Source organism: Luteibacter yeojuensis (assembly GCF_011742875.1).
Lineage (GTDB): Bacteria > Pseudomonadota > Gammaproteobacteria > Xanthomonadales > Rhodanobacteraceae > Luteibacter > Luteibacter yeojuensis.
Genome location: NZ_JAAQTL010000001.1, coordinates 2,426,645 through 2,443,551, shown reverse-complemented (window position 1 = coordinate 2,443,551; position 16,907 = coordinate 2,426,645). Strand labels below are relative to the sequence as shown.

Annotated in this window: 15 protein-coding genes and 1 tRNA gene; 7 read left to right on the top strand and 9 right to left on the bottom strand. The window is 64.9% G+C overall.

Features of this window, described 5'->3' with window-relative positions:
- The first annotated feature begins 10 nt into the window (after positions 1-10).
- The gene (locus HBF32_RS11140; RefSeq protein ID WP_166699693.1) at positions 11-1,411 is read left to right on the top strand and encodes an FAD-dependent oxidoreductase; all 1,401 of its coding nucleotides are present in this window, start codon (positions 11-13) and stop codon (positions 1,409-1,411) included.
- Between the two features lie 584 nt (positions 1,412-1,995).
- The gene (locus HBF32_RS11135; RefSeq protein ID WP_166699692.1) at positions 1,996-4,689 is read left to right on the top strand and encodes a sensor histidine kinase; all 2,694 of its coding nucleotides are present in this window, start codon (positions 1,996-1,998) and stop codon (positions 4,687-4,689) included.
- Here the strand turns inward: HBF32_RS11135 and HBF32_RS11130 are convergent, their stop codons facing one another.
- Positions 4,690-5,319 (bottom strand): response regulator, encoded by a 630-nt coding sequence (locus HBF32_RS11130; RefSeq protein ID WP_166699691.1) that lies wholly within the window; start codon positions 5,317-5,319, stop codon positions 4,690-4,692.
- A gap of 444 nt (positions 5,320-5,763) precedes the next feature.
- Between HBF32_RS11130 and HBF32_RS11125 the strand changes: the two genes are divergently transcribed.
- Both HBF32_RS11125 and HBF32_RS11120 read left to right on the top strand, forming a co-directional pair.
- Entirely contained in the window at positions 5,764-7,365 is a 1,602-nt protein-coding gene (locus tag HBF32_RS11125) for a GDSL-type esterase/lipase family protein (RefSeq protein ID WP_166699690.1), read from the top strand.
- A 27-nt stretch (positions 7,366-7,392) separates the two neighbouring features.
- Positions 7,393-7,899 carry a YkgB family protein gene (locus tag HBF32_RS11120; protein WP_166699689.1) on the top strand — a complete coding sequence of 169 codons (507 nt, stop codon included), beginning with the start codon at positions 7,393-7,395 and terminating at the stop codon, positions 7,897-7,899.
- 99 nt (positions 7,900-7,998) lie between these two features.
- On the opposite strand, the gene yedA is transcribed toward HBF32_RS11120, so the two are convergent.
- The 3 genes from yedA to HBF32_RS11105 all read right to left on the bottom strand — a co-directional run bounded on the left by yedA (position 7,999) and on the right by HBF32_RS11105 (position 10,230).
- Complete coding sequence (yedA, locus tag HBF32_RS11115; RefSeq protein WP_166699688.1) at positions 7,999-8,910, bottom strand: drug/metabolite exporter YedA; 912 nt, start codon at positions 8,908-8,910, stop codon at positions 7,999-8,001.
- Positions 8,911-9,003: 93 nt separating this feature from the next.
- A complete protein-coding gene (locus HBF32_RS11110; RefSeq protein ID WP_240147822.1) occupies positions 9,004-9,882 on the bottom strand; it encodes a methylated-DNA--[protein]-cysteine S-methyltransferase in 879 nt (292 codons plus the stop codon).
- A 69-nt stretch (positions 9,883-9,951) separates the two neighbouring features.
- Entirely contained in the window at positions 9,952-10,230 is a 279-nt protein-coding gene (locus tag HBF32_RS11105; RefSeq protein ID WP_166699687.1) for a hypothetical protein, read from the bottom strand.
- 82 nt (positions 10,231-10,312) lie between these two features.
- On the opposite strand from HBF32_RS11105, the gene HBF32_RS11100 reads away from it, so the two are divergent.
- Positions 10,313-10,654, top strand: coding sequence for a Rieske (2Fe-2S) protein (locus tag HBF32_RS11100; RefSeq protein WP_166699686.1), 342 nt, complete (start codon positions 10,313-10,315; stop codon positions 10,652-10,654).
- Positions 10,655-10,767: 113 nt separating this feature from the next.
- Here HBF32_RS11100 and HBF32_RS11095 read toward each other — a convergent pair whose 3' ends face one another.
- From HBF32_RS11095 to HBF32_RS11075, 5 genes are all read right to left on the bottom strand, one after another.
- Complete coding sequence (locus HBF32_RS11095; RefSeq protein ID WP_166700516.1) at positions 10,768-12,585, bottom strand: SLC13 family permease; 1,818 nt, start codon at positions 12,583-12,585, stop codon at positions 10,768-10,770.
- A 246-nt stretch (positions 12,586-12,831) separates the two neighbouring features.
- A complete protein-coding gene (gene trmB / locus HBF32_RS11090; RefSeq protein ID WP_166699685.1) occupies positions 12,832-13,545 on the bottom strand; it encodes a tRNA (guanosine(46)-N7)-methyltransferase TrmB in 714 nt (237 codons plus the stop codon).
- 2 nt (positions 13,546-13,547) lie between these two features.
- Positions 13,548-14,348, bottom strand: a complete 801-nt coding sequence (locus HBF32_RS11085; protein WP_166699684.1) for a thiazole synthase — start codon at positions 14,346-14,348, stop codon at positions 13,548-13,550.
- 27 nt (positions 14,349-14,375) lie between these two features.
- Positions 14,376-14,576 (bottom strand): sulfur carrier protein ThiS, encoded by a 201-nt coding sequence (gene thiS, locus HBF32_RS11080; protein WP_166699683.1) that lies wholly within the window; start codon positions 14,574-14,576, stop codon positions 14,376-14,378.
- Positions 14,577-14,601: 25 nt separating this feature from the next.
- On the bottom strand, positions 14,602-15,282 hold the full coding sequence (locus HBF32_RS11075) for a hypothetical protein (protein WP_166699682.1): 681 nt from the start codon (positions 15,280-15,282) through the stop codon (positions 14,602-14,604).
- A 136-nt stretch (positions 15,283-15,418) separates the two neighbouring features.
- Between HBF32_RS11075 and HBF32_RS11070 the strand changes: the two genes are divergently transcribed.
- Positions 15,419-15,492, top strand: a tRNA-Gly gene (locus tag HBF32_RS11070).
- 219 nt (positions 15,493-15,711) lie between these two features.
- On the top strand, positions 15,712-16,902 hold the full coding sequence (locus tag HBF32_RS11065) for an MFS transporter (protein ID WP_166699681.1): 1,191 nt from the start codon (positions 15,712-15,714) through the stop codon (positions 16,900-16,902).
- Positions 16,903-16,907: the final 5 nt, after the last annotated feature.

Genomic DNA, 16,907 nt, shown 5'->3' with positions numbered 1-16,907 from the left:
GGATGGGACTATGGATCAGACAGAATCGTTCGACGTGGTGATCCTTGGCAGCGGCCAGGGCGGTAAGCTGCTCGCCTGGCATCTCGCCAGTCTTGGTAAGCGCGTCGCCGTGGTGGAGCGTCAATGGATAGGGGGATCGTGCCCCGCCGTCGCGTGCCTTCCGAGCAAAAACGAAGTCTGGAGTGCACACGTTGCCGCCACCGTACGTCACGCCGGTCATTTCGGTACCGTCACCGGACCTTTCTCGGTCGACATGGCAAAGGTACTCGCGCGCAAGCAGGGCATGATCGACCGCGACCTCGCCGCGCACCGCGCCGCGTACGAGGCGAGTGGCGCTGAACTGATCATGGGAACGGGATCCTTCATTTCCTCCGACACATTGGAAGTGACGCTCAACGAAGGCGGCAGCCGACGTCTGCGCGGGGAGAAGATCGTGATCAACGTCGGCACGCACGCGCTCATACCGGATGTTCCGGGTTTACGCGCGGCCATACCCTTGACGCACATCGAGGCACTGGAGCTCGACCGGGCCCCGGAGCACCTCATCGTGCTCGGCGGGGGATATACCGGGATCGAAATGGCCCAGGCGTTCCGGCGATTCGGCAGCAGGGTGACCATCGTCGAACAGGGCACGCAGTTGCTGGCCCACGAAGACCTGGACGTGGCGGAGGAAGTACTCAACATACTGCGAACTGACGGGATCGAGGTCCTCGTCGGTGCACGGCTCACATGTATCGAGGGCCGGTCCGGGGTAAAGATCCAGGCTTACGTACAGTTGTCCTCCGGACCCCGGATGCTCGAAGGGACGGATATCCTGGTCTCGGTCGGACGTGTTCCGAATACTGCCGGCATTGGGCTCGAAGCCGCGCGCATCGCTGTCGACGACCGCGGATACGTGCAGGTCGATGGCGCGCTGAAAACCAACCTCCCGAATATCTGGGCGATCGGTGAGGCCGCCGGCAGCCCCCAGTTCACGCATGCATCCTTCGATGACTTCAGGATTGTCCGCGACAACCTCGCCGGGGGTAACCGCCGTACGGATGGCCGCCTGGTGCCTAACGTCGTCTTCATTGAACCGCAAGTCGCTCACGTCGGTTTACGCGAGCGGGATGCGCAGCGCGAAGGGCGAAAGGTCCGCATGGCCACGCTGCCGTTGGCCCGGGTCATGCGCACCATGGCCACCGATCAGGTCGCCGGATTCATGAAAGTGCTGGTCGGAACAGACGACGACCGCATCCTTGGCTTCACCATGGTTGGTCCAGAGGCAGGCGAAGTCATGGCGGTGGTGCAGACGGCCATGATCGCGGGCCTACCCTATACGTCGCTGCGCGATGCGGTTCTGGCCCACCTGACGTTCGCGGAAGGGTTGGCCCCTTTGCTTGCCCGTGTCCCGCCACGGGCTGCCGGCTAGAAGCCGCCCCTATCTTTAGATCAGGCGTCGCAAGCGCGAAGACGATGGTCGCGTACGCGTCGCTGGCCGCGGAGGTCGGCGCACCTGCCTTGTCCTTTTCCATGGGCTTCTGGCGGTCCTTTATTATCGAGCGCGCATTCCCGCAAGACTCTTTCGTGACGTATTTCACTCGTCAGCAGGGCCACCGGATCGGGTGAAGCCAGGGGGCTTCGAGCCGTGCAGCGCACGATCCGTCGTCCGCTAAGCGGATAACTACCCGATCGATTATCGACGAGTTACGATGGATCCCCTTCCATCCGCTCCCGCGGTGGACCGGCCAGCGCATCTTCCGTGGGCAGAGCCGAATGTTTGAGACGGGGCTTGTGACGCTGAGTACGACAGTGAGGAGGGCCTTTTTCTGCGCTGGGCTGCTGGCTTCTGCTTGGCTGGCAGGTGGTGCTGCGTGGGCACAGGAAAGGTCTCGTGGCGCAGGTTTATCCAGTCGGCTTCACGTAAGCCAGCTACACCACCGCGCTTTTACATCGGCCGATGGCGCACCGCTCCGCACCTCGGACATCGTCCAGGATCATGATGGCTACTTATGGATGACCTCGCAGAGCGGCCTCTTCCGGTTCGACGGTGTTCACTTTGACCAGTCCTTGAGCAAGCGTCTCCCCAGCCAGATGGTCAAAGGCATTTTCGTGGACGCGGATGGTTCTCTCTGGCTCGGATATTTCTATGGCGGCGTGAGTCATGTGGTCGGCGATCGGATAGACACCTATCGCGATGGCCTGCCCTTGGGGACGGTGTTCGCGTTCGCGCGGACTCCCGACGGCACGCTGTGGGTGGCGAGCACGGGTGGACTCGCGCGCCTTGTCCATGGTGCATGGCACACGGTAGGGGCCGACGTCGGCTACAGCGGCAGGCCTTTGCGCGACATGTCCCAATCCGCCGACGGTCGTCTCTGGATCACGACCACCGCGAACGAATATCTGGTATTGGCCACAGGGGCGGCCCGCTTCGAGCCCGTCGACCGGGCGACGATCCTCACGCAGCTCTGGGGTCTGCCGCCGTCCACGGACCAGCGCCTTCTCGATCTCGTGTCGACGCCCTTCGTCGATTCGGCGGGCGCGCTATGGCTGCCTTCAATGACGGGTCTCCAACGCTACCGATGGACAAAGGGTAAGGATCAGCCGCCGACCAAGGAAGAATTCGACAAGGCGGATGGGTTGACCGACACGATACCAAGCGGCTTCTTTGAGGATCGCGAATCGAACGTGTGGGTTGCCACGGCCCTCGGCATCGATCAGTTCAGGGAGAACCGTATCACCCCTCACGAGGTGGATGAACGGCTCTTCATGCCCACCGTGGCATTTGATTCGGATGGCGTTGGCTGGGCTGGAACCATGTGGGGCGCCTTCCGTCTGACACCCGAATCGACCCCGCTCCCCGAACTCGGGCAGTACTTTTCGTGCGTCACCCGGGACAGGCTAGGCAACGTCTGGATGGCCGGGCAATCGGGTGTGTTCCACATTGTCCATGGCGAGATATCCAAGATTGCCGGGCCGCCGACGGCGCCGTCCGAGGCAATCAAATACCAGTCGATTGCGGTCGACGGTAAAGGAGCCGTGTGGGTGGCGCTCGCCGGACTCGGTCTCTTCCGTCGTGACGGCACGCAATGGACGCGCCTGACAACCCTCGCTGGATTGCCGACGACCCATCTCACGCGGCTGGTTGGCGATGCCGCCGGAAACCTCTGGGTAGCCTTTGGCGATGGCCATCTGGTTCGCATGGATGGAGCTTCCGTCGTCCTGTTCGACACTTCGTCGGGACTGGACGTCGGAGCGGTCGCAGATATGGCTCTGGATCGCGCGAATGCGCTCGTGGGCGGCGAGCAGGGCCTGGCGCAAATGATCCACGGCCGTTTCCACCCGGTTCGCGGGCGAGGCGAACACGTCTTCTCTGGAATATCCGGTCTGGTGCAGCTGCGCAGCGGCGAGGTGTGGATGCAGGCGGACGAAGGCATCGTGCGCATACCATCAGAGGATATGCGTCTGGTGGCAGTTCGGCCCGAATACGAAGTCAACTATGAGGTTTTCGATGCAGAGGACGGCCTGATCGGTAAGGCTGACAAGGTCAGGCCTCTTCCGTCGCTGGTCGAGGGCCAGGATGACCGCGTGTGGATCACCACGACTCGCGAGGTGGCGTCGGTCAACACGCGTCGTCTCGTCCGCAACCTGCGGCCTGCCAAGCCGGCCGTCATGACCGTTTTGGCCGGTGGCGTCCTGTACCGCGCCTCGGATGATATGACGCTGCCCGCGCATACGCGCAACATCCGCATCGACTTCGGTGCGCCCACACTGACCATGCCGACACGAACGACGTTTCAGGCAAAGCTTGCGGGAGTCGACGACCGTTGGCAGGAGCTGGGTATACGACGGGAAGCTTTCTATACGAATCTCGGGCCGGGCGAATACCGGTTTGATCTACGGGTAACGAACGAGGACGGGCGAACCAGCGCGCTGGATAAGCCACTCGTGCTGCATATCGCGCCTGCCTTTTACCAGACGCTCGCCTTTCGTATCGGAGCCGGGATTCTCGCCATCGCGCTCATTGTCTCGCTCTATCAGTGGCGCCTGGCGCTGGTAAGCCAGAAGGCGAGGATTCGCCTGGAGGAACGCGAGCGCATTGCCCGCGAACTGCATGACACGCTTCTGCAAGGGGCTCAGGCACTCCTTTATGCCGTGGAATCGGTCGTAAGAGCCGAGTCGATCGACGAGACGGCGCGCCCCATCCTGACCAGGACACTGGGCTCGGCCCGCGAGGTCGTCGCCGAGGGTCGCTCGCGTGTCAGAGACCTCCGGCAGGACTGCAGCGATGCCGATTGCCCCTTGGAGTCCTATCTCGAATTCCTCGAAGACACAGGTGAGGGCGGGTTCGACGCGATCACCATCGAGGGCCGCATTCGGCGACTCAAGGTCGAACGAGGCCAGGAAGTGGTTGCCATCATACGCGAGGCACTGCAGAACGCTGTAAGTCATTCGCGAGCGACGATTATCCGGCTTCACATCCGTTACGGGCGCATGAAGCTGGCAATTTTCGTCGAGGACAATGGGCAGGGCCTCCCCGGCGATCTGCTCGCCGGCCGGCGCCTCGACGGTCATTGGGGCATCACCGGTATGCGCGAGCGGGCCTCCCGTCTGGGCGGCATGTTGCGGCTGCGCTCCACTGCCGAGCAAGGTACCTCGGTGAGGCTGACGGTGCCTGCGCGTCGGATCTATCGCCGGCGAAGCCGGTAGTTATTGCGGATCGAGAAACCCGCGCCGGATGGCAATAGTTACGGCGTGCGCCCGATCACGTGCGTCCAACTTACCCATGATGCTTTTCATCCGCGTCTTGATCGTATCCTCGGATACCCTCAGGTGATCTCCGATGACTCGGTTGGACATCCCCTGGGCAACCAGGCGCAGCACCAACACTTCGCGGGGTGTCAGACCTTCCAGTCCCTGATGCGCGCTGATGTCCTCCATGACCTCAGGTGTGACCACCTTCTTCCCATCGGCAGCGAAACGCACGGTACGAACGACCTCGTCACTCGAGGCCGTCTTCAACAGATAAGACATCGCTCCGGTACGTAAGGCGCGGGATACGCGTGCATCGCCAGGATACGTTGTCAGCACGATGAGTGGTGCCTCGGGGAAGTCCTCGTGGATCTTCGCGATGGCCTGAACCCCGTCCACGGGCGACATCTGCAGGTCGATCAACGTGACCGTCGGGCGCAGTGCCCGGAACTGGTCGATCGCATCGCCCCCGTCCGAAGCCTCACCCACGACTTTCATGTCGCGTTCCCGCTCCAGCGTCGAGCGAAGGCCTTCCCGCATCATGGGATGGTCATCGACGATCAGGATACGAATGATGCGGTCCACCATTATCGAACCTGCCTTCTTGGCGGAGCTACATTATGGCCCGGTTCTGGCGCAACGCTAAACCCGAAAGGGAGAAAACGCCGCGGCTTGTACCTCCTTCCTCCGCCCATCGGGCCGCGGACCCGGCTCGGGGCCGCACGTGGTGCCCGGACCCGATACGCCGGGCACTTTTTGATCCCTATCGGGTGAAGCCGACAGGGATGTCACCTCTTAGGGTTCCCACTCCCCGCTACGCCGCGGCCAGCGATTGATCGCCTTGGAGGAGCCATGAATACCGTCGCCTATCGCACCGTCAACGTCGATGGCCTTGACGCTCACGAGATCGCAGATGCGATCCGGGCCTTCCTGTAATTGCTTTCGGACGGCAGACACCCCCCACCCCCTCGATGTGCCCGCACTGTTCGTCGCACGTCTGCCGTCCCTTTTCTTCCAGACTGGAATCTCCCCATGTTCGAGAAACTCGCATGCGCACCCGGTGTCGTCAGGGCTGCTCTGATTGCCGTGTTGTTCGCCTGCACTGCGCAGAGCGAAGCGTACGCGGATGGGCTGCCGTGGATTGGCACATGGACGGCCGCGCCCGCTCCCGAAACCTCCGTTACGAATCCCTCACTGCCCAGCTTCGTCGATCAGACATTGAGGCAGTACGTGTTCACCTCGATAGGAGGGAGTGCCGCGCGGCTCCACTTCTCCAATCAGTACGGGTCAACACCTCTTGAGCTTTCTCACGTACGTATCGCGCAGGCGGATGAATCCGGCAATGTCATACCGGGTACGGATGTACCTGTGACCTTCGATGGCGCCGGCAGCACGGTCATTCCAGCGGGCGCGACGGCCCTTAGCGATGCAATCGACGTGGTCGTTCCAGCCAATGGTTACATGGCCATCAGTGCCTACTTCCCGGGACCCGCACCGGTGGGATCGTATACGACCCACGTGTTCACCGAGCAATACATGGAACTGGTACAAGGCGACCACAGCGATGAACAATCGTTGGCGAACCCGTCGTATCCGTCACAGTACTTCTTTCTGACGGGGATGGATGTTCAGAACGAAGCAGCGCTGGGCAGCGTGGTGACCATCGGGGCCTCGATAACGGATGGGTTCAACTCGACTGTCGGAGCCAATCATCGTTGGTCGAACTATCTCTCGCGGCGTCTGGCAGAGAGCGGGACCATCGTGGGCGTGATGAATCAAGGCCTCGCCGGAGGCACGCTCACACGAGATAACGGAGAAATCTATGGGGAAGGCACTCTCAATAGATATGAGCGCGACGTCCTGAACCAACCCGGTGTTCGATGGGTCATCCATACTGAATTCAACGATCTCGAACAGAACAATCTGGCGCAGCTCATTGCGGCTGAGAAGACGATGATCAAGAGCGCCCAGGATCGGCAGATCAGTTATCTCTGTTCGACCTTTCCGCCGGTCAATGCCAGCGGCGCCTATGAGGCGACACGCCAAGGATTGAATGCGTTCCTGCGATCCGGAACAAGCGGTTGCGATGGTTTGGTTGACCAGGATGCCGCGCTGCGGGATCCATCAAACCCAGCCGTCCTGGCCCCGGCATATTTTGGCACGGCGGATGGCGTCCATCCGAACGATGCTGGCTATCAAGCCATCGCGGACGCCATTGACATAGAAATTTTCCACGCCCCGACGCGCCTTCCACCGGATCTGCCAGCGACCGCTTGTGATTCCGGATGGAGTAACGGCCAGACCATCGCGGATGGAACCGAGATACGCTCCTGTAACGGTCGCTACCTTCTTGGACTACAGGGCGATGGGAACTTCGTACTGTACGACGGTGGAGTGCCCGCGTGGGCCACTGTGACGACGCTCGGTAAGTCCATCGCTGTTGCGCAGATGCAGCCCACCGGCAATCTCATGCTCTTTGACGTCACGGGGCGGCCCGTCTGGGCGTCCAACACGGATGGTCATGCGGGAGCGATCTTGCGCTTGCAGGACGATTCGGGTCTGAACATCTTCGATGCCAGCGGACGAACGCTCTGGTCGGGCCGGTGGCCGGCGAGCGTTCTTCCCGCTCGCTAACCTGGGCCAGCTCGGCAAGGACAACTCATGAATGCGCTACTGCAGATCATTTCGAAATCCGGCTTGCTGAAAAAGGACCTGGACTACCACATGCTGCGCGCCGCGATGGTCGTCATCTTCGCGTGGTTTGGCTACGACAAATGGTTCGAGTCCGAGATCATGGCCATCGCGCCACTCATCGCGCATGGGCCATTGATTTCCTGGACAATCCCGGCCTTGGGTATTCGCGGCACGTCGATTCTGCTTGGTACTGCCGAATGGACCTTTGGCTCGTTGTTGTTGCTCGGCTTCTGGAACAAAAAGCTGGGCGTGCTGGGAGCTCTCGGGTCGACCGCCACCTTCATTTCCACCCTGACAATCCTTCCTTTCGTGCCGGACGGCTGGGATCCAGGCGCAGGCGGATTCCCTGCGATGTCCATAAATGCCGCGTTCCTGCTGAAGGACCTCGTGCTATTGGCGGTCTCCCTGTATTTGCTCAGGCAGGATGTAGTCCGGAGCTTGGACAGTCCACGCAAACTCGGTGCCACGTCGTAGAAGTTGGCGTGCGACCGCACCTTGGGCCAGGCGCTGGGGCGGTCGCACCCAACGGATGAGCCACACGGATGTGGGCAGGACGTCGGTCGTCACTCAGGCTCAAGTCTTCCGCACACGCATCATGGTGATGATGCCGACGCCGATCAGGATGATCGCCATGCCGGCAAGATCGAAACCGCCCACATGCTCGCCGGCAAGAGCCACACCGAACAGCACCGCCACCGGCGGATTGACGTAGGCATAGCTGGTGGCGAGGGCGGGGCGCACGGTCTTCAGCACGTAGAGGTACGCGCTGAAGGCGATGATGGAGCCGAACACCACGAGGTAGGCGAGGGCGGCGGTGGCGCCGGCTTCCGGGTGGGCTGGAACGCGTTCGCCGTGCAGGAACGCGATGATCGCCAGCGAGACGCTGGCGCAAAGCATCTGGGCAGCGGTATTCATCGGGCCCTTGGGCATGTCCTGCCGTTTCGACCACACGGAGCCGAAGGCCCACGACATCGCCGCGACGATCAGTGCGATGGCGCCCAGCGGCGAACCGGCCAGGCCCGCGCCGAGGTTGAGCACGATCACGCCGAGGAAGCCGAGCAGGAGGCCTGCGGTTTCGCCGCGCGAAGGCCATTCGCCGTAGATGCCGCTGAACACGGCCGCGAACAGCGGCATGCTGGCCACCGCCACGGCGGCGATGCCCGAACCCACCGACTGCTCGGCGAAGCAGACCAGACCGTTGCCGCCAGCCAGGAGCAGCGTGCCCACGATGGCGGCGTTCTTCCACTGCCGCGCGGTTGGCATGGCTTCGCCGCGGAAGCGCAGCACGGCGAACAGCAGCACGCCGGCGATGGCGAAGCGGATCGCGGCCAGCGTGAAGGGCGGATAGCTCACCAGCGCATAGCGGATGCCCAGGTAAGTCGAGCCCCATATGACGTACAGGGCGAACAGGGACAGCGGCACCATCCAGCGCTGGTCGGCGACGGGAGAGGCGGAGGATGCGTTCGTACAGGCGGCGTCTGACATGCGGGGGATCCGGGGTCGTTCGTGCGGCCTCATGCCGCACGACACCGCAAGATATCGTTGTCGCATGGGGCGCGGTAGCGAAACGTTTCGGGGTCAGCCTTGAGCGGCTTTCATGGCACGTTCGGTGGCGAGCAGCTGCTGCTTGATATCCAGGCCCCAGCGCCATCCACCGAGGCTTCCGTCTTCGCGGATGATCCGGTGGCAAGGCACCAGCAAGGCCAGCTTGTTGCTGCCGCACGCGCGGCCGATCGCGCGCGCGGCCTTGGGTACGCCCAGCTTCGCGGCCAGCTCGCCGTAACTCAGCGTCTCGCCGCGCGGGATGCGCGTGAGGGCGTCCCAGACGCGCCACTGGAAGGCCGTGGCGGCGATGTCGATCGGCGGCATGGCCGGCGCGCCGCGGTCGCTCCAGCCCAGCTCGTGGGCGACCCGGCCGATCACGGCATCGAGCCACTCCTCGCGTCCCTCATCCACGCGCGCGCGCCTGGCGAGGGGGAACTCCGCGGCGAGGCGGGCCTCGAGTTCCTCGTCGCCCTCCCCGAGGGTGACCGAACAGATGCCCTTCGCCGTGGTGGCGACGAGCAACTGGCCCAATGGGGTATTCGTGGTGGTGTAGCGGATCGACGCACCCGCGCCCCCGGCGCGATAGCTGGCCGGCGTCATGCCGAGCCGGCGGTCGCTTTCCTCGTAGACCCGGCTGCCGGAGCCGAAACCGGCTTCATATACCGCGTCGGTCACGGCGGCACCTTCGCGCAGGGCTTCGCGCAGCTGCCCGAAGCGGCGGGCACGGGCGTATTCGGCCGGGCTCACGCCGTAGCGGCGGCGGAACGCCCGCTGGAGGTGCGTCGGGCTCAATCCCGCGATGGTGGCGAGGCTGGCGAGGTCGGTGGCGCCGTCGCCGCGCTCGAGGGCGGCACGCACGCGTTCAAGGGCATCGTCGGCAGCGGGACGCATGGCGCAAGCCTGGGAATTCATGGTGGCCTCCTTCATGGGAGACCAGCGTAGGACGGGGCGGGGCCCGTCACCATCCGCTTCTTGCGGGTATCAGTGGTGATGGACCGGGCGGCCCTGGCGGATAACGACGAACTCGCCTTCCAGGACTTCGGGATCCTTCGGCGCCGCCTCTGCGGCGCCCGCCACCTGGCCACGGGACAGCTTCCACTGGCGTACCGCCAGAAAGACCAGTCCGCCGGCGAACAGCACCCCGAGCACGACCACGCCGAAGAGAAGAAGCACGCCCACCACGGCGAGGCCCAGCACCAGCGACAAGGCGCGGACGAGAGGGTTGCGCGAGCGGCGGATGGGCGGGAAAACGAGGCGCATTGGTTAAAAATCCGTATATGGCACAATGACATGCATCTGAGCCCCTGTACCTTGGGGCATCCGGCCCCCATAGACAAGTGCCATGACGCCCATCACCGAATCGCCCTCTCTCTGCCTGCTGGCGGATATCCCCGACGGCAACGCCATCGAAGTCGAAGCCCTGGTCAACGGGGAGGTGGAGTCGCTGCTGGTCTACCGCCACGGAGACGAGGCCCGGGCCTACTTCAATGTCTGCCCGCATGCGGGGCGGCGACTGGATTACGTCCCCGGCAAGTTCCTGGTCCGTGGCGGGCAGATCATCTGCGCGGCCCACGGGGCCACCTTCACGGCCGAGAGCGGCGATTGCACGGCCGGGCCTTGTCGTGGCGACAGGTTGCGTGGTGTGCCGGTGGCGGTGGCCGACGGAATTGTGCGGCTCGCTTGATAAGACGTTTCGGGAAGTCTGTTGTAGGAGCCGCTATAGCGGCGAGGGAACTTACCTTGCCGCGTCATCGCTCCGTTGGCTTCTCGCCGCTATAGCGGCTCCTACAGAGTTCTTCAGCGGTACATCAAATTGATCGTGACCAAGGTCAACGTCAGGATCAGGATCGTCAGTGGCAGCCCCACGCGCAGGAAATCCCGGGAGCGGTAGCCGCCGGGACCGGCCACCATCATCAATGCCGCATGCCCCGAGGGCAGCAGGAAGGTGTTGGACGACGAGACCGCCACGATCAGCGCATAAGCCGACGGATTGCCGCCGGTGGTGACGGCGACGCTGATCGCGATGGGCACCATCATCACCGTGGCGCCCACGTTCGACATCACCTGCGAGAAGATCAGCGTGAGCACCGCGATCGACAGCTGCAGTGTCCATTGCGGCGCATGGCCGAGGACCTGAAGCACTTCCTGCGCGATCCACGAGGCGGTGCCGGTCGAATCCATCGACCAGCCCAGCGGAATGAGGCAGGCGGTGACGAAGATGGTCTTCCAGTTGATGGCCTTATAGGCCTCGTCCATGTTCAGCACGCCGGTGAGCAGCATGCCTACGGCGCCCGTCATCATCGCCACCGAGAGGTCGAGGTGGGTGAAGAGGGCGAGGCACTTCGCCAGCACGAAGAAGCCCACGGCCTGCCAGATCTTGCCGGGGCGCTGTTCTTCCTTGGGGATGTCGGTGACCACGACGATGTCGCGATCCTCCTCCGCCAGCATGAGGTCGCGCCACTTGCTGTGCAGCACGAGGGTGTCGCCGGCGCGCAGGGTCACCGCGCGCACGTCTTCGCGGAACACTTCGTCGCCGCGGTTCACCGCCAGCACGGAAATGCCGAAGCGCTTGCGCAGGCGCAGGTCGCCCACGCTCTGCTTTATGAAGCGCGAACTCGGCGGTATCACCGCCTCGGAAATACCCGCGCGCGTCGTGTTGAACTGCTCGCCCAGCTGGCGCATGCGCATCGATACGCGGCACAGCTGATTGTTCGCGAAGGACATGATCGCGTCGCGCGGCGCGAGCACGCCGAGCACCGTGCCGACCCAGATCATCTGGTCCGAAGGGGGAGCCACGCGGCTCTCGTTGCCGTTCTTGATCGCCAGGATGAGCGGGGCGCCGTGCAGCTGCTCCACCTCGCCGATGCTCATGCCCACCAGCGGGCTTTCCGCGGTGACCGTCAGCTCGGCCGTCTCGCCCACGATGCCGTACGTGTCGGCGAAGTAGCTCTCGGTACGACCCGGGGTGACCTTGAGGCGGTCGTCCTCGCGCTCGGGCAACAGCTTGCGGGTGAACAGGTAGAAGAAGGCCACGCCCGCGACGGCCAGCACGAGGCCGACCGGCGTGACGCTGAAAAGGCCGAACTTCGGGATCGTGTGCGCGCCCGGGGGCAGGTTGCTGTTCGCGCTGGCGATCAGGTCGTTGAGGACGATCAGCGGCGAGTTGGCGATCAGCGTGGTGTTGGTCGCCGTGAGGATGCAGAAGGCCATCGGCAGCAGCAGGCGCGACATCGGCACGCCGGTGCGGGCCGACAGGCGGCTGGTCACGGGGATCATCAACGCGGCCAGCGCCTGGCTGGGGATCACCGCGCTGAAGAGGCTGGTGACGCTGTTCACGACCACGCCCAGGCGCGATTCCATGCCGCGGGCCATGCGCATGACGAAGGCGGCGGTGAGGTTGAGCACGCCGGCGCGATCGAGGCCGGCGCCCATGATCATGATGGCGATGATCGCGATGACGGCGTTGCCGGCGAAACCGTTGAACACCTGGTCGCCGGGGATCAGGCCGGTGAGGCCGATCGTGACCACGACGAGCAGGGCGACCATGTCGGCCCGGATCCACTCCAGAACGAGCATGAGCATGGTGAAGCCCACCAGGCCCAGCACGAGGATCATTTCGGGAGTGAGTGTGAGTGCCACTAGCCGGCTATCCGGGTCCGGTCGGTTGGAGCGTGCGGTGGCATGGTCTTGCCAGGGCTGGGATGTTGCCGCAGGAGTATACGCGTTGGGTGTGGACAAGGGCTGAAGCCGTGCCGCATTTCTGTAAGAGCCGCTATAGCGGCGAGGGGAACCTTTCGCGCCGCTTCATCGCTTCGTCGGCTTCTCGCCGCTATAGCGGCTCCTACAGGAAAGCGGAGAGCTTCAGGCGCCGTGCCACTCGTAGAGGAAATCCCAGACGCCATGGCCGAGCCGCGTGCCGCGACGCTCGAAGTGGGTTTCGATCCGCCACGCGGGGCGCTCGGCCGACTGGCCCGGGCCCACGCGATTGCGCCATCCCGGCGCCGCCTCCATCGTCTCGCGCATGTGCTCGGCGTAGGCCTCCCAGTCCGTGGCGAGGTGGAGCAGGCCGCCCGGCGCCATCCGCGAGGCAAGCAGGTCGACGAAGGCCGGCTGGACCAGGCGGCGCTTGTTGTGCCGTTTCTTGTGCCAGGGGTCCGGGAACCAGATGCGGACCTCCGACAGGCTGCCCGGCGGTATCTCATGCTCGAGGACCTCCACGGCATCGTGCTTGTAGAGGCGCACGTTCGTCGCCTCGCGCGCGGCCAGGGCATTCATGAGGCGGCCGACGCCCGGGCCGTGCACTTCCACGCCGATGTAGTCGCGCGCGAGGTCGTGCTCGCTGGCCCAGGCCAGCGCCTCGCCGTTTCCGAAGCCGATCTCGAGCACGCGCGGCGCGGTGCGGCCGAAGGTGGCGTCCAGGTCGCGTTCGGTGCCGGTGTAGTCGAGCCCGAAACGTTCCCAGTGCTCGTCGAACGCGCGTTGCTGGGCCGGGGTCATCCGGCCCTCGCGCAGCACGAAGCTGCGGATGCGGCGGTGCAGCGGGGCGTCTCCGGCCTTGTCGTTGTCGTGGGCCATGGTCAGCCGACCAGCCCGTCGACCGGGCTCGAGGCCGAGGCGAAGCGTTTGCGCGGGATGCGGCCGGCGCGGAACGCCGCGCGGCCCGCTTCGACGGCCAGCTTCATCGCATGCGCCATCAGCACGGGATCCTTCGCGCCCGCGATGGCCGTGTTCATCAGCACGCCGTCGCAGCCGAGTTCCATGGCGATGGCGGCGTCCGAGGCGGTACCCACGCCTGCGTCGACGATGACCGGCACCTTCGCGTTCTCGACGATCTCGAGCAGGTTGTAGCGGTTCTGGATGCCCAGGCCCGAACCGATCGGCGCGGCCAGCGGCATGATCGCGGCACAGCCGATCTCCTCCAGGCGGCGGGCCAGGATCGGGTCGTCGGAGGTGTAGACCATGACGTCGAAGCCGTCGGCCACGAGCTTCTCGGCCGCGACGAGGGTCTGCACCACGTCCGGGTAAAGCGTGCGCTCGTCGCCCAGTACTTCCAGCTTCACGAGGTTGTGGCCGTCGAGCAGTTCGCGGGCGAGGCGGCAGGTGCGCACGGCGTCGTCGGCGGTGTAGCAACCGGCCGTGTTCGGCAGCAGGGTGTATCGCTCGGGCGGCAGCGCATCGAGCAGGTTCGGCTGGCTGGCGTCCTGCCCGATGTTCACGCGGCGGATGGCGAGGGTCACGATCTGTGCGCCGGCCGCGTCGGTGGCGCGACGGGTCTCGTCGAAATCCTTGTACTTGCCGGTGCCGGTGAGCAGGCGCGAATGGAACGTGCGGCCGGCGACGGTGAGGAGGTCGTCGGCGGCGGGATCGAAGTGGTTCATGGGGGGCTTTCCGTCGGGGCCGCGGCGTCAGCCGCCGCCGATGGCGTGGACGATCTCCACCCGGTCGCCCTCGGCGAGCAGGTGCGTCGCGTGCGCGCTGCGCGGCACGATCTCGAGGTTCACCTCCACGGCCACCCGCTTGCCGGCATAACCGGCGGCGTCGAGCAGGGCGGACACGGAAGTGCCGGACGCGCATTCGCGCGCATCACCGTTGAGCGTTATCAGCATCCGCCCATTCTACCGGCCCCGGAGCTCAGCGCCCATGCCCGCGCCAGCCGCCATCGCCGCTTCGCGTCGGAATACCGGTGCCGGGCTGGTTGCCCGATCCCATGCCCGTGCCGGGTTGCGGCGCCCGGCTGTTCGTGAATCCGGTTCCCGGTGGCACGGGAGGCGTTCCGTCATAGCCACGGTCCCAGCCCCGATGGCGATCGCGCCGGTCCGGCTGCCGTTGCGGAGCAAGCTTCACCCCGGCGCCGCTGGCGGAAGTGTTGCCGGCGCTGCCGGCGGCAAGGCTAAGCGATTCGCCGCGCCCTCCGTCGTGGTCGTGGCCGCCACCGTGCCCATCGTGGCCGTCGTGATCGTGGTCGTGTCCCGGCCGGCCGTGATCGCGGTCGCGCCCGTCACGCCGGTCGCGATCGTTCCAGCCGTCGCCGTAGTAGTAGCCGCCTTCGGCCACGGAACCGCCGTAGCCGTCGTCGGCACGACCCTGGTAGCCGCCACCCACGGATACCTGGCCGCCGACGTAAAGGCGGGCCGGTTGGGGCAGCGTGCCGGTGGTGACCGTTTCCTTCCGGACTGGCGCGGTCGGGCCCGAGATATAGCTGACGCCCGGCTTCGGCATATCGGCCGTGGAGACGGTCCGCGACTGCGCCATGACCGCGCCCGCGGTCAGCGCGAGCCCGGCGGCGATGGACAGCGAAAGTACACGACCCATGATCCGGCCCTCGTAGGAATTTCCGTGGCCGATTATGCGCGCCGCCCTGGCCGACGGCGCAGGAACGGGCGGTCGCGTTCAGCCCACCGCCACCTTTGCCCCCGCTGCCGGAGTCGTATTAACATCCAGCTCCGATGCGGGTGTAGCTCAATGGTAGAGCTGTAGCTTCCCAAGCTACTGACGAGGGTTCGATTCCCTTCACCCGCTCCACGACGTTCCACTAACCGTCGCTCCTCCTCTTCCCCCCCCAGGAACATCGACCTCGAGGCAAGCGCATCGCGCCCTGCCTGCATACCCGTGTGTCCGGAGTTGGCCGGCGAAGACGCGGCGACCGAACGCAGGCGGCGGTGCGGGGGCTTGGAACCTAAAGTTGCTTCATGCAACTTATGTCGCTAGAGTTGCATGAAGCAACTATTGTTCGGAGCTTTCATGGATCGCCGGCTGTTGATGCTCGCCCTCGGCATGTTCGCGCTTGGCACCGACAGCTTCGTGGTCGCCGGCGTGTTGCCCGAACTGGCGGATCATTTCCATGTCGGTATCGGCGCTGCCGGCCAGATGACCACCGCGTATGCCTTGTCGTATGCGATCCTTGCCCCGCTCATTGCCGCCCTCGCGGCGCATGTGCCGCGCAAGCGCCTGCTGCTCGGAAGCCTTTCCATCTTCGTGGTGGCGAACCTGCTGACGGCGATCGCGCCCACGTTCTGGTTCGCCATCGCGATGCGTGTGCTGGCTGGTCTGGGCGCGGCCATGTTCGCCCCCACGGCGACGGGTACCGCGACCATGCTCGTTCCCGCCGGGCGCCGCGGCTTCGCGCTCTCGGTCATCATCGCCGGGCTGACCTTCGCCACGGCGCTGGGCTCGCCGATCGGTACCGTCATTGGCGGCCTCGGGGACTGGCGATACACGATGGTCTTCGTGGCCGCGCTCGCGACGGTTGCCGCCCTGGGCGTGGCCATGCTGTTGCACGATGTGCCACTGCCGCCGCAGATCAGCCTGCGCGAACGCATCGCGCCGTTGCATGACAGTCGCGTGGCGCTGACCCTGCTCACGACGCTGCTGGGGCAGACCGGCAATTTCATCGTCTACACGTACTTCGCCGTGATCTTCGATCGCGTGATCGGCGGCAGCACGGCGTTCCTCGGCGTTCTTCTCGTCCTTTGGGGATCGGCGGGCACGGCGATGAACCTGCTTGCCGGCCGCTATATCGACCGGATCGGCTCGCGGAAAGTGCTGCTCTTCATGTTCACGGTGCTTATCGCCGACATGGCGCTGATGCCGTGGGCAAGCGCATGGGTGACGACCGGCGTGGTCGCGATCGTGGTCTTCGGTGCCTGCGCGTGGGGATTCCAGGTACCGCAGCAGCACCGTCTCGTGCACCTCGCGCCATCGAGCGCGCCGGTGGTGCTGGGCCTCAATACCGCGGGCACGTACTTTGGCGTGTCGACCGCGGGTGCGCTGGGTGCGGCGGGTCTCGCCACCGTCGGCGCGCACCACCTCGGCCTGCTGTCATCGGGCTTCATGGCGCTGGCGCTGGTCGTCGCCGAACTGGCGCACCGGCGGATCCATGCGCTCGAGCGGCGCGGTTCCGCAAGGGCCGATGCGCTGGCCTGTACGTCCTGAGCGAG

Excerpts from the sequence above, each read along its gene's own strand:
- HBF32_RS11110 (WP_240147822.1), bottom strand. The coding sequence starts at position 9,882 with ATGAATTCCCAGGCTTGCGCCATGCGTCCCGCTGCCGACGATGCCCTT.
- HBF32_RS11140 (WP_166699693.1), top strand. The coding sequence starts at position 11 with ATGGATCAGACAGAATCGTTCGACGTGGTGATCCTTGGCAGCGGCCAG.
- HBF32_RS11095 (WP_166700516.1), bottom strand. The coding sequence starts at position 12,585 with ATGATCCTCGTGCTGGGCCTGGTGGGCTTCACCATGCTCATGCTCGTT.
- HBF32_RS11120 (WP_166699689.1), top strand. The coding sequence starts at position 7,393 with ATGAATGCGCTACTGCAGATCATTTCGAAATCCGGCTTGCTGAAAAAG.
- HBF32_RS11135 (WP_166699692.1), top strand. The coding sequence starts at position 1,996 with ATGACCTCGCAGAGCGGCCTCTTCCGGTTCGACGGTGTTCACTTTGAC.
- HBF32_RS11075 (WP_166699682.1), bottom strand. The coding sequence starts at position 15,282 with ATGGGTCGTGTACTTTCGCTGTCCATCGCCGCCGGGCTCGCGCTGACC.
- HBF32_RS11065 (WP_166699681.1), top strand. The coding sequence starts at position 15,712 with ATGGATCGCCGGCTGTTGATGCTCGCCCTCGGCATGTTCGCGCTTGGC.
- HBF32_RS11085 (WP_166699684.1), bottom strand. The coding sequence starts at position 14,348 with ATGAACCACTTCGATCCCGCCGCCGACGACCTCCTCACCGTCGCCGGC.
- yedA (WP_166699688.1), bottom strand. The coding sequence starts at position 8,910 with ATGTCAGACGCCGCCTGTACGAACGCATCCTCCGCCTCTCCCGTCGCC.
- HBF32_RS11130 (WP_166699691.1), bottom strand. The coding sequence starts at position 5,319 with ATGGTGGACCGCATCATTCGTATCCTGATCGTCGATGACCATCCCATG.
- thiS (WP_166699683.1), bottom strand. The coding sequence starts at position 14,576 with ATGCTGATAACGCTCAACGGTGATGCGCGCGAATGCGCGTCCGGCACT.
- HBF32_RS11125 (WP_166699690.1), top strand. The coding sequence starts at position 5,764 with ATGTTCGAGAAACTCGCATGCGCACCCGGTGTCGTCAGGGCTGCTCTG.
- HBF32_RS11105 (WP_166699687.1), bottom strand. The coding sequence starts at position 10,230 with ATGCGCCTCGTTTTCCCGCCCATCCGCCGCTCGCGCAACCCTCTCGTC.
- trmB (WP_166699685.1), bottom strand. The coding sequence starts at position 13,545 with ATGGCCCACGACAACGACAAGGCCGGAGACGCCCCGCTGCACCGCCGC.
- HBF32_RS11100 (WP_166699686.1), top strand. The coding sequence starts at position 10,313 with ATGACGCCCATCACCGAATCGCCCTCTCTCTGCCTGCTGGCGGATATC.